We start from the raw sequence: 13,449 nt of genomic DNA, 5'->3' as shown, positions 1-13,449 counted from the left end.
CAGCAGCTCACCGCACCACTATCGTGCGTGCGACTTTTTCAATAAAGTGACGGCTTGACGAAACTCCATTGCGAAAAAGGCAATAATGGATATTTTCCAAGGCATGCGCATCTTCGTCCGGGTGGTGGATCTGGGCAGTCTCACGGCTGCCGCCCATACCCTCGCCCTGTCTACCGCCCAGGTGTCGCGCCTGCTGGCGGAACTGGAAAGCCATTTGCAGACCCGCCTGCTGCACCGCACCACCCGGCGCCTGGCGCTGACCGAGGCGGGCGAGCGCTATCTCGAACGCTGCCGGCGCATCCTGCAGGACGTCGGCGAGGCCGAAGCCGAGGCCAGCGGCGCCCATCTAAAGCCCCATGGCCATCTGCGCCTGCATTCCATGACCGGCCTGGGCACCCAGTTGCTGGCGCCGCTGGTGTCACGCTTCTGCGCGCGCTATCCCCATGTCGAGATCGTCATGACTCTCTCGCAGAACCATCCGGCGCTGCTGGAGGATGGGCATGACATCGCCATCACCCTGGACACCGAGCTGGCCGATTCGGATTTCGTCGCCCAGCGTCTCGGTGGCGTCTACAGCGTGGTCTGCGCGGCGCCCAGCTACCTGGCGCAGCGCCCGGCGCCCAAGGTACCGGCCGATCTCGCCGAGCACGACTGCCTGCGCCTGCTGGATCCGAACTTCTCCGAACGCTGGGTCTTCGCCGGTGAAGACGGCGAGCAGCAGGTCGCGCCGCGCTACGTCTTCCAGGTCAACGTCGCCGAGGCCCTGGCCAGCGTGGCCCGCCAGGGCATGGGCATCTGCCTGCTGCCCAGCTACATCGCGGTCAACTACCTGCGCGATGGCAGTCTGGTGCGCTTGCTGCCCAATTTCCGCCTGCGCGAACGCAACATCCACGCGCTCTATCCCTCGCGGCGCTTTCTCGACGCCAAGATCAAGACGTGGATCGATTTCCTCAAGGAAGAGCTGCCCGAACGTCTGCAGCTGGAGAATCTGGTCTTGGAGGACCAGCGCTACTGGGCCAAGGACTAGGTCAGGGCTTGTTGCAATACTTGCAACAGTCATTTAATTAGCATGCTATTTATTAGGCGGCGTTCTTTCCCTAGAATGGTCCCGTACCCCGATGAACACGACCTTTCAGGAGTTCGCCATGAAACGTTCTCTGTCCGCCCTGTTGCTGACCCTTGCTGCCCTGACCGCTGCCCAGTTCGCCGCTGCCGACGACAATCCCAGCCTGAGATACAAGCTGGTCGATCAGAATCATGCCGCCATGCAGCACTACGGCGATCAGGCCGCTCCCGCCGCCGACGTGCGTCGCTGAGCCGCTCCGCTTTCGAAAGACCACCCCTCTTTGCTCCTTTGGTCTTTCTCCGCCGCACCCTTCGGGTGCGGCTTTTTTATATCTGCGGCACACTGAGCCCCTGACCTTGTCGAGGTGCTCATGACCGCCACTTCCGCTCAACGACTTGCCGACCTGCGGGCCTTCCTGGCCGAGCAGAGCGCCGATGCCTGCCTGATCCCCAGCGCCGATCCCCATCTGTCCGAATACCTGCCGGAACACTGGCAGGGCCGTGCCTGGCTGTCCGGTTTCACCGGCTCCGCCGGGCTGCTGCTGGTGACGCGCCAGGCCGCCGGCGTCTGGACCGACAGCCGCTACTGGGAGCAGGCCACCCAGGAGCTGGCGGACAGCGGCATCGACCTGATGAAGCAGGTCGCCAGCCAGCCCCAGGCCCACCTGCAGTGGCTGGCCGAGCAGGTGCCCGCGGGCGGCACGGTACTGGTGGACGGCCAGGTGCTGTCACTCGGCGCGGCGGCGGCCCTGCGCCGGGCGCTGGAGCCCAAGGGTATTCAGTTGCGGACCGATCTCGACCCACTGGCGGCGATCTGGAACGGGCGCCCCGCGCTGCCGGCCGCGCCGGTCTATGCCCATGCCGCCCCCCAGGCGCCCCAGCCGCGCAGCGCCAAGCTCGCCCAGGTGCGCCAGGCGCTGGCGGACGCAAAGGCCGACTGGCATTTCATCTCTTCGCTGGACGACATCGCCTGGCTGCTCAACCTGCGTGGCGCCGACGTGCCCTACAACCCGGTGTTCCTCGCCCACCTGCTGCTGGGTAGGGACAGCTGCCAGCTGTTCATCGATCCGGCCAAGGTGCCGGCCGAGATCCGCACGGCTCTGGAAGCAGACGGCGTGACCCTGGCCGACTACTCCCAGGCCGCCGTCGAACTGGCCAGCCTGCCGGCTGGTAGTCGCCTGCTGGTGGACCCGGCGCGGGTCACCCTGGGACTGGCCGAGGCCGCCCCCCAGGGCGTCGAGCGGCACGAGCAGATCAATCCCTCGACCCTGCTCAAGGCCTGCAAGACCGTCGAGGAGGTGGCCCAGGTGCGCCTTGCCATGGAAGAGGATGGCGCGGCGCTGTGCGTCTTCTTCGCCCGCTTCGAGGCGGCCCTGGCCCGCGGCGAACGCCTCACCGAGCTGACCGTGGACGACTGGCTGAGCGAGGCGCGTGCCGCCCGTCCCAACTTCGTCTCCCTGAGCTTCGCCACCATCGCCGGCTTCAATGCCGGTGGCGCCCTGCCGCACTACCGGGCGACCGAAGAGGCCCATGCCGAACTCCAGGGCGACGGCCTCTTGCTGATCGACAGTGGCGGCCAATACCTGGGCGGCACCACCGACATCACCCGGGTGGTGCCCATCGGCACCCCCAGCGCCGCCCAGAAGCGCGATTTCACCCGGGTGCTCAAGGGCATGCTGGCGCTGTCGCGGGCGCGCTTTCCAGCCGGTGTCGCCGCGCCCATGCTCGACGCCCTGGCGCGCGAGCCGATCTGGGCCGCCGGCATCGACTACGGCCACGGCACCGGGCATGGCGTGGGCTACTTCCTCAATGTGCACGAGGGGCCGCAGTCGATTTCCTTCTATGCCACGGTCACCCCGCACCATGTCCTGCGCGAGGGTATGATCACCTCCAACGAACCGGGCATCTATCGCCCTGGCCAGTGGGGCGTGCGGCTGGAGAACCTGCTGCTGTGCACCCGTGCCGAGACCACCGAATTCGGCGATTTCCTGGCCTTCGAGACCCTGACCCTCTGTCCGCTGGACACCCGCTGCCTGGATCTGGCCCTGCTGCGCAGCGACGAGCTGGACTGGCTGGATGGCTATCACGCCGAGGTCCGCCGCCGCGTGTTGCCGCTGGTCGAGGGCGCCGCGCGCGACTGGCTGCTGGCCCGCACCGAACCCGTCGCGAGGACCGCCCGATGAGCAGCAACGCCCAGCAATTCGCCAGTGACAATTACTCCGGCATCTGCCCGGAAGCCTGGGCCGCCATGGCCGCGGCCAACGTCGGCCACGAGACCGCCTACGGCAACGACACCTGGACGGCGCGCGCCGCCGATCGCTTTCGCCAGCTGTTCGAGACCGATTGCGAGGTGTTCTTCGCCTTCAATGGTACCGCGGCCAACTCCCTGGCCCTGGCGGCACTGTGCCAGAGCTACCACAGCGTGATCTGCTCCGACACCGCCCACGTCGAGACCGACGAATGCGGCGCGCCGGAATTCTTTTCCAACGGCTCCAAGCTGCTGCTGGCGCCGGCGCACCAGGGCAAGCTGACGCCGGGCGCCATCCAGCAGATCGCCACCAAGCGCGCCGACATCCACTTTCCCAAACCGCGCGCGGTGACCGTCACCCAGGCCACCGAGGTGGGCACCCTCTATGGCCTCAACGAACTGCAGGCCATCAGCGCCACCTGCCGCGACCTCGGCCTGCACCTGCACATGGACGGCTCGCGCTTTTCCAATGCCGTGGCCGGCCTGGGCTGCACCCCGGCCGAGGTGACCTGGAAGGCTGGCGTCGACGTGCTCTGCTTTGGCGGCACCAAGAGCGGCATGGCGGTGGGGGAGGCGATCCTCTTCTTCAACCGCGAACTGGCCGAGGACTTCGAATACCGCTGCAAGCAGGCTGGCCAGCTGGCGTCCAAGATGAGATTCCTCTCCGCCCCCTGGCTCGGCGTGCTGGAAAACGACACCTGGTTGCGCCACGCCCGCCATGCCAACGCCATGGCCCAGCTGCTCGCCGAGCGGGTGCGCGGGGTACCCGGCGTGGACTTCATGTTCCCGGTGGAAGCCAATTCGGTATTCCTGCAGCTCTCGGAACCGGCGCTGGAATTCCTGCGCAACCGCGGCTGGCGCTTCTACACCTTCATCGGCAGCGGCGGGGCGCGTTTCATGTGCTCCTGGGACACCGAGGAAGCGCGGGTACTGGAGCTGGCGGCGGATATTCGTACGGCGATGGGCGGGTAGGGCGTATCCCGGCCATGGCAGGCCGTCGATGCGGTCGCTCCTCCGGGGAGGGTACAGCGCCGTGGGGGCGCGAACCGTAGCGTGGAAAACGGCGTAGCCTTTTCCACAGGGACTTCCATGGCCGGAGCCCCCTCACCCCAACCCTCTCCCGCGGGGAGAGGGCGCTGCCCGAGCAGCCGGTCGTCGCCAGTAGCCCCGGTAGGATCGCGATCAGGGCGTAGGATGGATGGCGGTGTAGCTAGACCACCGCTGCCAAGGCCTCAGGTTGAGAATGTTGCGTGGCGTCGCGATCAACAAAGCATCGCGCCGCTCATTCGTCGATGCTCCACTCCGACGTGGAAAACGCTGCGCGGTTTTCCACGCTACGGTGTTCACCGGGGACGCCGCCCGCCCCAACCGTTACCATGGCCGATCTCTTTCCCGTCTCCAGCGATCCATGGCCAAGAAGTCCAGCAAAGCCCTCTCTGCCGCGGTCAATTCCGCTGCCCCCACGCTCATCGACGTGGCCCGGGTCGCCGGGGTGTCGCCGATCACCGTCTCGCGGGCGCTGAATCGACCGGAGATCGTCAGCGAGGCGGCGCGGGAGAAGGTGCTGGCGGCGGTGCAGGCCACTGGCTACGTGCCCAACCTGCTGGCCGGCGGCCTGGCCTCCAATCGCAGTCGCCTGGTGGCGCTGTTCGTGCCGACCATCGTCCACTCCATCTTCGCCGAGACCGTCCAGGCCTTGATGGCGCGCCTGTCCCAGGCCGGCTACCAGACCCTGCTGGGCCTGACCGGCTACAGCGCCGAACAGGAAGAGCAACTGCTGGCCGCGGTGCTGGGACGCAAGCCCGATGGCATCGTGCTGACCGGTACCCTGCACACCGCCGCCAGCCGCCAGCGCCTGGCCCAGGCCGGCATCCCGGTGGTGGAGTCCTGGGACCTGGGCGAAGACCCCCTGGACATGCAGGTGGGCTTTTCCCACGAAGCCGTGGGGCGCGCCCAGGCCGAGCATCTGCACGCCCGCGGCTATCGGCGCTTCGCCGTGGTCTCGGTGGATGACCCCCGCGCCCTGCGGCGCTGTCGCAGCCTGGTCGCGCGGCTGGCAGAGCTGGGCTTGGCGGAGCCGCCGCTGGAGATCCTGCCAGCCCCCGCGCTGGTGGAGTCCGGGCGGGCTGGCCTGCGCCAGTTGCTGGCCCGCGACGAGGCTTTCGACGTGGTGGTCTGCAGCTCGGACACCGTCGCCCAGGGCGTCATGGCGGAAGCCGCCAGTCGCGGTCTGCGCCTGCCCGAGGACCTGGGGGTGCTGGGCTTCGGCAATCTCTCCAGCGCCGCCCAGATGCACCCGGCGCTGTCGTCGGTGAGCGTCGAGGGCGATCGCATGGGCACCCTGGCGGCAGAGGCGCTGCTGCAGCGTTTCAACGAGGGCGACCAGGCCCGGGAGGCGGTGCGCATCGACACGGGTTTCCATATCATCGACCGCGCCACGACCTGACCGCCGGTCCTGATCTTGTTAGACATCATACTTGTATGGTTGCGCAATCATGGCTTAGTCTTGAGCAAACGCAAGGGCTGAGGCCGATTGTCGCATCGAGATATGATTGCGCAATCATCCAGCGGTCCGCGCCTTCAATAAAAACAATCACGCAAGAGGGATCCCCATGGATGCCACAAGACCGACCCGGGTGCGCTACCTGATCCTGTTGATGCTGTTCGTCGTGACCACCATCAACTACGCCGACCGCGCCACCATCGCCATCGCCGGCTCCAGCCTGCAGAAAGACCTCGGCATCAGCGCCGTCACCCTCGGCTATATCTTCTCCGCCTTCGGCTGGGCCTATGTGGCCGGGCAGATTCCCGGCGGCTGGCTGCTGGATCGCTTCGGTTCGAAGAAAGTTTACGCCGGCAGTATCTTCTTCTGGTCGTTCTTCACCCTGCTGCAGGGGCTGGTCGGTGGTCTGCCGGTGGCCTGGGCGGTAACCACCCTGTTCATGCTGAGATTCCTGGTCGGGCTGGCCGAGGCGCCGTCCTTCCCCGGCAATGCGCGCATCGTCGCTGCCTGGTTCCCCACCGCCGAACGCGGTACCGCCTCGGCGATCTTCAATTCGGCGCAGTATTTCGCCACCGCGCTGTTCGCGCCGATCATGGGCGGCATCGTCTTCCACTTCGGCTGGGAGCACGTCTTCGTCATCATGGGCGCCCTGGGCATCCTGTTCTCCGGGGTCTGGCTGAAATACATCCACAATCCCAAGGAGCACCCGCGCATCAACGCCGCGGAGCTGGCGCACATCCGCGACAACGGCGGTCTGGTGGACATGGATAACAGCGCTCGCCAGCGGGATGGCGGGCCGAAGTGGCACTACATCACCCAGTTGCTGACCAACCGCATGATGCTGGGCGTCTACCTCGGCCAGTACTGCATCAACGCCATCACCTATTTCTTCCTGACCTGGTTCCCGGTGTACCTGGTGCAGGAGCGCGGCATGACCATCCTCAAGGCCGGCTTCATCGCCTCGCTGCCGGCGATCTGCGGCTTCATCGGCGGGGTACTGGGCGGGGTGATCTCCGACTACCTGCTGCGTCGCGGCCATTCCCTGACCTTCGCCCGCAAGCTGCCCATCGTCTGTGGCCTGCTGCTTTCCACCAGCATGATCTTCTGCAACTACGTCGATGCCGACTGGATGGTGGTGGGCTTCATGACCCTGGCTTTCTTCGGCAAGGGCATCGGCGCCCTGGGCTGGGCGGTGGTGGCGGACACCTCGCCCAAGCAGATCGCCGGGCTGTCCGGTGGCCTGTTCAACACCTTCGGTAACCTGGCTTCCATCACCACCCCCATCGTCATCGGCTATCTCATCGCCGCCACCGGCTCCTTCAAGTGGGCGCTGGTCTATGTCGGGGCCAATGCCCTGGTGGCCGTGTTCAGCTACCTGTTCATCGTCGGTCGCATCCAGCGCGTCGAGCTGCGTACCGCCGACGGCGAGATCCTGGGCGCGACCCAGCCCGACCCGGCCCGGGCCTGAGCCCCGGCGGAGGATAAGAATATGCACCTGATCGATCACCGTGATTCGCCGCGCTACATCAAGCTCCACCTCCAGGACAACGTCGGGGTGGTGGTCAACGAACCCGGCGTGGCCGCCGGCACCGCCTTCGCCGATGGCCTGACCACGGTCGAGGCCATTCCCCAGAGCCATAAGGTCTCCCTGGTGGATCTCGCGGAGGGCGCCGAGGTGGTGCGCTATGGCGAGGTCATCGGCTATGCCCTGCAGGACGTTCCCGCCGGCAGCTGGATCACCGAGGCCCTGCTGCGCATGCCGGAGCCACCCGCGCTGGACAACCTGCCCAAGGCCACCGCACCCGGTCAGGTCGGCGAACCCCTGGAGGGCTACACCTTCGAGGGCTTCCGCAATCCGGACGGCAGCGTCGGCACCCGCAACATCCTGGCGGTGACCACCACCGTGCAGTGTGTGGTGGGCGTGCTGGACCACTGCGTGGAGCGGGTACGCAAGGAGCTCCTGCCGCGCTACCCCAACGTCGACGACGTGGTGCCACTGTCCCACAGCTACGGCTGCGGGGTGGCCATCAACGCCCCGGATGCGGTGATCCCCATCCGTACCCTGCATAACATCAGCCGCAACCCCAATTTCGGAGGCCAGGCGCTGGTCATCGGCCTCGGCTGCGAGAAGCTGCAGGCCAGCCAGCTGATGCCGGGCGATGACCTGACCGCCGGGCAGAACGAAGAGGACTGGCTGTTCCGCCTGCAGGATTCGGCCAACGGCTTCGCCGGCATGGTCGAGCAGATCATGAGGCTGATCGAGGCGCGTCTGGAGGTGCTCGATCAGCGCCGCCGCGAGACGGTGCCGGCCGCGGAGCTGGTGGTGGGCATGCAGTGCGGCGGCAGCGACGCCTTCTCCGGCATCACCGCCAACCCGGCCCTGGGCGTGGCCGCCGATCTGCTGGTGCGGGCCGGCGCCACCGTGATGTTCTCCGAGAACACCGAGGTGCGCGATGGCATCCACCTGCTGACTCCGCGCGCCGCCACCCCCGAGGTGGCCGATGCCCTGATCCGCGAGATGGACTGGTACGACCGCTACCTGGAGCGGGGCATGGCCGATCGCAGTGCCAATACCACCCCAGGCAACAAGAAGGGCGGGCTGAACAACATCGTCGAAAAGGCCATGGGCTCCATCGCCAAGTCGGGTACCAGCCCCATCGCCGGGGTCATCGCGCCCGGTGAGAAGATCCGCGGCAAGGGCCTGTACTTCGCCGCTACCCCGGCCAGCGACTTCATCTGCGGTACCCTGCAACTGGCCGCAGGCATGAATTTGCACATCTTCACCACCGGTCGCGGCACCCCCTATGGATTGTCCATGGTGCCGGTGATCAAGGTCTCGACCCGCACCCAGCTGGCCGAGCGCTGGCCGGACCTGATCGACATCGATGCCGGTCGGGTGGTGAGCGGGCGGCTGTCGCTGGAGGAGATGGGCTGGGAGATCTTCCAGTGCTATCTGGACGTGGCCAGCGGCCGCCGCCAGACCTGGGCCGAACGCCATCGCCTGCACAACGACCTGGCGCTGTTCAATCCGGCTCCGGTGACCTGATCCACACGGCAATGAAAAAGGGCCGATCCCCCTGGGATCGGCCCTTTTTTGTGCGGCGATTTCACACTGTCACGGCGCGGCGCGCTCAGTCGGCGAGGGCGCTGCCGCTGACCGGCCGCAGGCGCTGCTGGCCGTCGTCTTCCGGATCACGCATCAGCACGTAGCCGAGGATGATGCCGACGAAGAGGTTGCCGACGCCGATATCGAAGAGGTCGGTGGTCCAGCCGATCAGGCAGAGGCAGAAGGCGATGGCCAGCAGGGTGTGGCTGAGGCGGTCGGGATTGGTATGCAGGCGGATGAACACCGGCAGCTGCATGGCATAGCCGAGGATGCCGACCACGCCGAACACGCACCAGAGATAGACCACGCTGCTGTCGCTGGTGACGAAGAGGTCGATCCCGGGGACCGGGAAGGCGGCCATGGAGCTGCCGAACAGGCCGAAGCCGGCGCCTTCCACGGTCCAGCCATGGCGGCTCATCTCCGCGACGACATTCGGCCAGGTGTTGACCAGGCGATCGTAGAAGGAGGCCAGGCCGCTGTCGCTCGTCACCACCAGGGGATCGAAGTCGCGGACCAGGCTCAGCACCGGCAGCAGCATGCCACCCACCACCGCCAGCAGGATCAGCGCATAGGTCGGCCACTGGAAGCGGCGGGTCATCATCAGCGCCAGGGTAAAGGCGAAGGCCGCTGCCGGCGCCTTGCTGGTGGTGAGCAGGATGCCGAAGAAGCCGACCAGGGCGACCACCAGCCAGAGCGTCCTGGACCGGGCGAATTGCGCGAGGAACAGGCAATAGACCGCGATCAGCGCCGCCAGCACGTTGGATACCCGGGCGAAACCGGCGATCCGGTCCTCTTCACCGGCTACCCACTGGGTATTGCCGGCGATGTCGTTGCCGCCGAGGTTGTAGCTGTAGCCTTTCCAGGGCACCGAGGTGTACTTGTCCAGGGCGATGCCGATCAGGCTGGCGAGCAGCAGCAGGAACATGGCCCGGCCCAGCAGGCGGCGCTGCTTGAGCAATTCGCGTCCGCAGACCAGGCCGAACAGCAGCGGGCTGTAGACGAACAGCGAGAACAGCACGTTGTTGAAGGTCCCGCCATGCAGCAGGGCGAGGGCGGCGTAGGCCAGCCCGGCGAACAGGCCGACCCAGATCACCCGGGGCAGCTTGACCGTCGCCACCTGCAGGGCGAACAGCGCCAGACAGGCGATCTTTGGCAGATAGACCAGCGCCGAGGCACCGACCATGTCCAGGGCATAGCGCAGAAAACCGGAAAAGGTCTCGACGACCAGCAGGCCGATGGCCGTCCACACCATGAGGGTGGAGTAGCGCCATTCGAGCACGCGCTGGAAGGGGGAGGGGGTGGCGGTTGCAACCGACATGATGATCATCCCTGTCTTGATGCCGATGGCGCCGGAGGCCACCAGTCTGACGTAAGAAGCGAGGACCGTCGGGGCACGCCACCTTGGCGTTATCGACGGACTGCTGAGGCAAAAGCGCAAAGGCGGGCACGCTACCGCCAGCGACTCTCGAAATCGGTCGCGGCGAAGGCGTGAGAAGTAAGCCGAAGGGATGATAGCGGAGGGCTTCCGGCGCCTGTCAAACGACGCCGGGCCGACTGGAAATCCTCAGCGCGGATATCAGAAGCAGGCCACAAAAAGACCGCTACTTCACCATCCGCCAGGTCAGGGGGTAGCGGTAGTCGCGGCCCTGGTTGGCCTTGATGCCGGCGATCACCGTCAGCACGAAGGCCACGCAGGCCACCAGCAGCATCAGCGGAAAACCGATCAGCACCCACACCAGCAGCCAGCAGATCATGTGCAGCAGGGTGACGGTGAGCTGGAAGTTCAGCGCCTCCTTGCCCTGGCGGTCGATAAAGGGGTCGTCCTCGCGCTTGAACTGCCAGACCACCAGCGGACCTATCACGTTACCGATGAAGGGCACGACGAAGCCCAGGAAGGCAGCGTAGTGGCAGAGCATGGCCCAGCGCCGGGCTTCGGCGCTGGGGGCGGGGATGAGATCGTGCATGGCTGGTCTCCCTTAGAGCCTATCCAAAGGCTGCTGCGCGTCGGCCAAACGGCGTTGGAAATGGCTTCGGAGCGCTCATTTACCGACGGTAAACTCGAGCGCCAGCCCGGTCCGCTTCCTCAGCCATTTTCGCCCTGTTTGACGCTAGCTCGTGAGCCTTTGACTAGGCTCTTACTCGCCACGCAGGGCGGCTTGCTGGAGCTCGAACAGGTCGCGCAGGCCACCCTGGGCCAGTTCGAGCATGGCGTTGAGTTCGGCCGGCTGGAAGGGCGCGCCTTCGGCGGTGCCCTGAACCTCGATGAAGCCACCGGCGTCGGTCATGACCACGTTGAGATCGGTCTCGGCAGCGGAGTCTTCCAGGTAATCCAGGTCGAGCACCGGGGTGCCCTGGTAGATGCCCACGGAGATGGCGGCCACCATTTGCTTGAGCGGATTGCCCTTGAGGTTGCCGCGGCGCTTGAGCGCGCCCAGGGCGTCGACCAGGGCCACGCAGGCGCCGGTCACCGAGGCGGTGCGGGTCCCGCCATCGGCCTGGATGACGTCGCAGTCGATGTAGATGGTGTTCTCGCCCAGCTTGGACAGGTCGACAGCGGCGCGCAGCGAACGGCCGATCAGACGCTGGATCTCCAGGGTACGACCGCCCTGCTTGCCCTTGGCGGCTTCACGTTGGTTCCGCTCGCCGGTCGCGCGCGGCAGCATGCCGTATTCGGCGGTGAGCCAGCCCTGGCCCTTGCCCTTGAGAAAGCGCGGCACCCCGGCCTCGACGCTGGCGGTGCAGATCACTTTGGTATCACCGAACTCCACCAGAACCGAACCCTCGGCGTGCTTGGTGTACTGACGGGTGATGCGGATGGGGCGCAGCTGATCGGCGGCGCGGCCACTGGGACGCTTCATTGCGGGCTTCCTGTAAGGCGTAGATATCAGGTCCATAGTATAGGGAGCGTCCGGCTCATGCGACACGGATGCATTGGGTCGCTCCGATCAGGTGCGCTAGAATCGTGCGTTTTACATGCGTGGTCGCTCGGGATCGCCCCAGATCCGCGCATCGTCAGACGAGGATCCTGCCATGGTGCATAGCATGACGGCGTTCGCCCGGGTCGAGCGGCCGGGGCCCCAGGGCACCCTGAGCTGGGAGTTGCGCTCGGTCAATCACCGCTACCTGGAGCCCCACCTGCGGCTGCCGGAGACCTTTCGCGATCTGGAGTCCGGCGTGCGCGAGGCGCTACGCCGGCGATTGTCGCGGGGCAAGCTGGAGTGCGTGCTGCGCGAGGAGCGCGACGAGAGCGCGGCCCTGCGCGTCGATGCCCGCCGGGCCGCGCAACTGGTGGCCGCTGCCGAAGACATCGCCGCGCTGATCGCTCGCCCGGCCAAGCTCGATCCCCTGGCCGTGCTGGCCTGGCCCGGGGTGCTGGCGGGCGCCGAGGTGGATGGCGCCGAACTCAAGGCCCAGACCCTGGCGCTGTTCGAGGCGGCGCTGGATGAATTGCTCGACGGCCGGCAGCGCGAGGGGCGCGAGCTGGCGCGACTGATCGAGGAACGCCTGGCCCAGGTGCTGGCGGAGGTGGCGACCCTGCGCGCGCTGCTGCCCGAGCTGCTGGCCCTGCAGCGGCGCCGTATCCTCGAGCGCTGCGCCGAGGCGGGGGTCGAGTTCGAATCGGCGCGGCTGGAGCAGGAACTGGTGCTGCTGGCGCAGAAGAGCGACGTGGCCGAGGAACTGGATCGGCTGGAAACCCACGTGGCCGAGGTACGGCGGGTGCTGGCGGGCAGCGGCGCGGCCGGACGGCGGCTGGATTTCCTCATGCAGGAACTCAATCGCGAGGCCAATACCCTGGGTTCCAAGGCCATCGACGCCCGGGCCTCCCAGGCGGCCATCAATCTCAAGGTGCTCATCGAACAGATGCGTGAGCAAGTGCAGAACATCGAATAGGCGGACTCTCATGACAGCCCTTCCCGGCACCCTCTACATCGTTTCCGCGCCCTCTGGCGCCGGCAAGACCAGCCTGGTCAAGGCCCTGCTGGATGCCCTGCCCGACATCCGCGTGTCGGTCTCCCACACCACCCGCGCCATGCGCCCGGGTGAAACCGACGGGGTGAACTACCACTTCGTCGATTGCGCGACCTTTACCAACCTGCTCGAGCACGGCGACTTCCTCGAGCACGCCGAGGTGTTCGGCAACTACTACGGCACCTCCCAGGCGGCACTGGAGCGCACCCTCGCCGAAGGCCACGACCTAATCCTGGAAATCGACTGGCAGGGCGCCCAGCAGGTCCGCCGCAAGCTGCCCCACGCCCAGTCGATCTTCATCCTGCCGCCGAGCCAGGCCGCCCTGCGCCAGCGCCTGGACAATCGCGGCCAGGACAGCGCCGAGATCATCGAACGCCGCATGCGCGAGGCGGTGAGCGAGATGAGCCACTATGTCGAGTACGACTACCTGATCATCAACGACGATTTCGCCAGCGCCCTGGAAGACCTCAAGTCGATCTTCCGCACCCGCCAGCTGCGCCTGGATCGCCAGCAGCGCCGACATGACGACCTGCTGGTGGACCTGCTGGGCTGAATGTG

12 protein-coding genes are annotated in these 13,449 nt (G+C 66.6%); 9 read left to right on the top strand and 3 right to left on the bottom strand.

The window, feature by feature from the left end; translation table 11 throughout:
• Nucleotides 1–85 precede the first annotated feature (85 nt).
• The 7 genes from RCF34_RS12280 to garD all read left to right on the top strand — a co-directional run bounded on the left by RCF34_RS12280 (nt 86) and on the right by garD (nt 8,862).
• Entirely contained in the window at nt 86–1,027 is a 942-nt protein-coding gene (locus RCF34_RS12280) for a LysR family transcriptional regulator (RefSeq protein ID WP_308708420.1), read from the top strand.
• 118 nt (nt 1,028–1,145) lie between these two features.
• On the top strand, nt 1,146–1,316 hold the full coding sequence (locus tag RCF34_RS12275) for a hypothetical protein (RefSeq protein WP_308708419.1): 171 nt from the start codon (nt 1,146–1,148) through the stop codon (nt 1,314–1,316).
• A 120-nt stretch (nt 1,317–1,436) separates the two neighbouring features.
• Nucleotides 1,437–3,248, top strand: coding sequence for an aminopeptidase P family protein (locus RCF34_RS12270; protein WP_308708418.1), 1,812 nt, complete (start codon nt 1,437–1,439; stop codon nt 3,246–3,248).
• A complete protein-coding gene (locus tag RCF34_RS12265; protein WP_308708417.1) occupies nt 3,245–4,285 on the top strand; it encodes a low specificity L-threonine aldolase in 1,041 nt (346 codons plus the stop codon). Before RCF34_RS12270 ends, RCF34_RS12265 begins: the two co-directional genes overlap by 4 nt.
• Before the next feature lie 436 nt (nt 4,286–4,721).
• A complete protein-coding gene (locus tag RCF34_RS12260; RefSeq protein ID WP_308708416.1) occupies nt 4,722–5,759 on the top strand; it encodes a LacI family DNA-binding transcriptional regulator in 1,038 nt (345 codons plus the stop codon).
• A gap of 166 nt (nt 5,760–5,925) precedes the next feature.
• Entirely contained in the window at nt 5,926–7,284 is a 1,359-nt protein-coding gene (locus tag RCF34_RS12255) for an MFS transporter (RefSeq protein WP_308708415.1), read from the top strand.
• Nucleotides 7,285–7,305: 21 nt separating this feature from the next.
• Nucleotides 7,306–8,862, top strand: coding sequence for a galactarate dehydratase (gene garD, locus RCF34_RS12250; protein ID WP_308708414.1), 1,557 nt, complete (start codon nt 7,306–7,308; stop codon nt 8,860–8,862).
• An 85-nt stretch (nt 8,863–8,947) separates the two neighbouring features.
• Here the strand turns inward: garD and RCF34_RS12245 are convergent, their stop codons facing one another.
• From RCF34_RS12245 to rph, 3 genes are all read right to left on the bottom strand, one after another.
• Complete coding sequence (locus RCF34_RS12245; RefSeq protein WP_308708413.1) at nt 8,948–10,240, bottom strand: hypothetical protein; 1,293 nt, start codon at nt 10,238–10,240, stop codon at nt 8,948–8,950.
• Between the two features lie 283 nt (nt 10,241–10,523).
• Nucleotides 10,524–10,886, bottom strand: a complete 363-nt coding sequence (locus RCF34_RS12240) for a DUF4870 domain-containing protein (protein ID WP_308708412.1) — start codon at nt 10,884–10,886, stop codon at nt 10,524–10,526.
• A gap of 171 nt (nt 10,887–11,057) precedes the next feature.
• The gene (rph, locus tag RCF34_RS12235; RefSeq protein WP_308708411.1) at nt 11,058–11,780 is read right to left on the bottom strand and encodes a ribonuclease PH; all 723 of its coding nucleotides are present in this window, start codon (nt 11,778–11,780) and stop codon (nt 11,058–11,060) included.
• A 172-nt stretch (nt 11,781–11,952) separates the two neighbouring features.
• On the opposite strand from rph, the gene RCF34_RS12230 reads away from it, so the two are divergent.
• Together RCF34_RS12230 and gmk are read left to right on the top strand one after the other, a co-directional pair.
• Entirely contained in the window at nt 11,953–12,813 is an 861-nt protein-coding gene (locus RCF34_RS12230; protein ID WP_308708410.1) for a YicC/YloC family endoribonuclease, read from the top strand.
• Between the two features lie 10 nt (nt 12,814–12,823).
• Nucleotides 12,824–13,444: a guanylate kinase gene (gmk, locus tag RCF34_RS12225; protein ID WP_183631867.1), complete on the top strand. Its 621-nt coding sequence runs from the start codon at nt 12,824–12,826 to the stop codon at nt 13,442–13,444.
• The last annotated feature ends 5 nt before the right edge of the window (nt 13,445–13,449 follow it).

It is taken from the genome of Pseudomonas sp. 102515, from assembly GCF_031085165.1.
GTDB lineage: Bacteria > Pseudomonadota > Gammaproteobacteria > Pseudomonadales > Pseudomonadaceae > Chryseomonas.
Note: the sequence above shows the minus strand (reverse complement) of the source record. Positions and strands in the feature narration are given on the sequence as shown.

Bases quoted from the DNA above. Each gene is read 5' to 3' on its own strand.
- RCF34_RS12280 (WP_308708420.1), top strand. From the start codon at position 86: ATGGATATTTTCCAAGGCATGCGCATCTTCGTCCGGGTGGTGGATCTG.
- RCF34_RS12275 (WP_308708419.1), top strand. From the start codon at position 1,146: ATGAAACGTTCTCTGTCCGCCCTGTTGCTGACCCTTGCTGCCCTGACC.
- RCF34_RS12270 (WP_308708418.1), top strand. From the start codon at position 1,437: ATGACCGCCACTTCCGCTCAACGACTTGCCGACCTGCGGGCCTTCCTG.
- RCF34_RS12265 (WP_308708417.1), top strand. From the start codon at position 3,245: ATGAGCAGCAACGCCCAGCAATTCGCCAGTGACAATTACTCCGGCATC.
- RCF34_RS12260 (WP_308708416.1), top strand. From the start codon at position 4,722: ATGGCCAAGAAGTCCAGCAAAGCCCTCTCTGCCGCGGTCAATTCCGCT.
- RCF34_RS12255 (WP_308708415.1), top strand. From the start codon at position 5,926: ATGGATGCCACAAGACCGACCCGGGTGCGCTACCTGATCCTGTTGATG.
- garD (WP_308708414.1), top strand. From the start codon at position 7,306: ATGCACCTGATCGATCACCGTGATTCGCCGCGCTACATCAAGCTCCAC.
- RCF34_RS12245 (WP_308708413.1), bottom strand. From the start codon at position 10,240: ATGTCGGTTGCAACCGCCACCCCCTCCCCCTTCCAGCGCGTGCTCGAA.
- RCF34_RS12240 (WP_308708412.1), bottom strand. From the start codon at position 10,886: ATGCACGATCTCATCCCCGCCCCCAGCGCCGAAGCCCGGCGCTGGGCC.
- rph (WP_308708411.1), bottom strand. From the start codon at position 11,780: ATGAAGCGTCCCAGTGGCCGCGCCGCCGATCAGCTGCGCCCCATCCGC.
- RCF34_RS12230 (WP_308708410.1), top strand. From the start codon at position 11,953: ATGGTGCATAGCATGACGGCGTTCGCCCGGGTCGAGCGGCCGGGGCCC.
- gmk (WP_183631867.1), top strand. From the start codon at position 12,824: ATGACAGCCCTTCCCGGCACCCTCTACATCGTTTCCGCGCCCTCTGGC.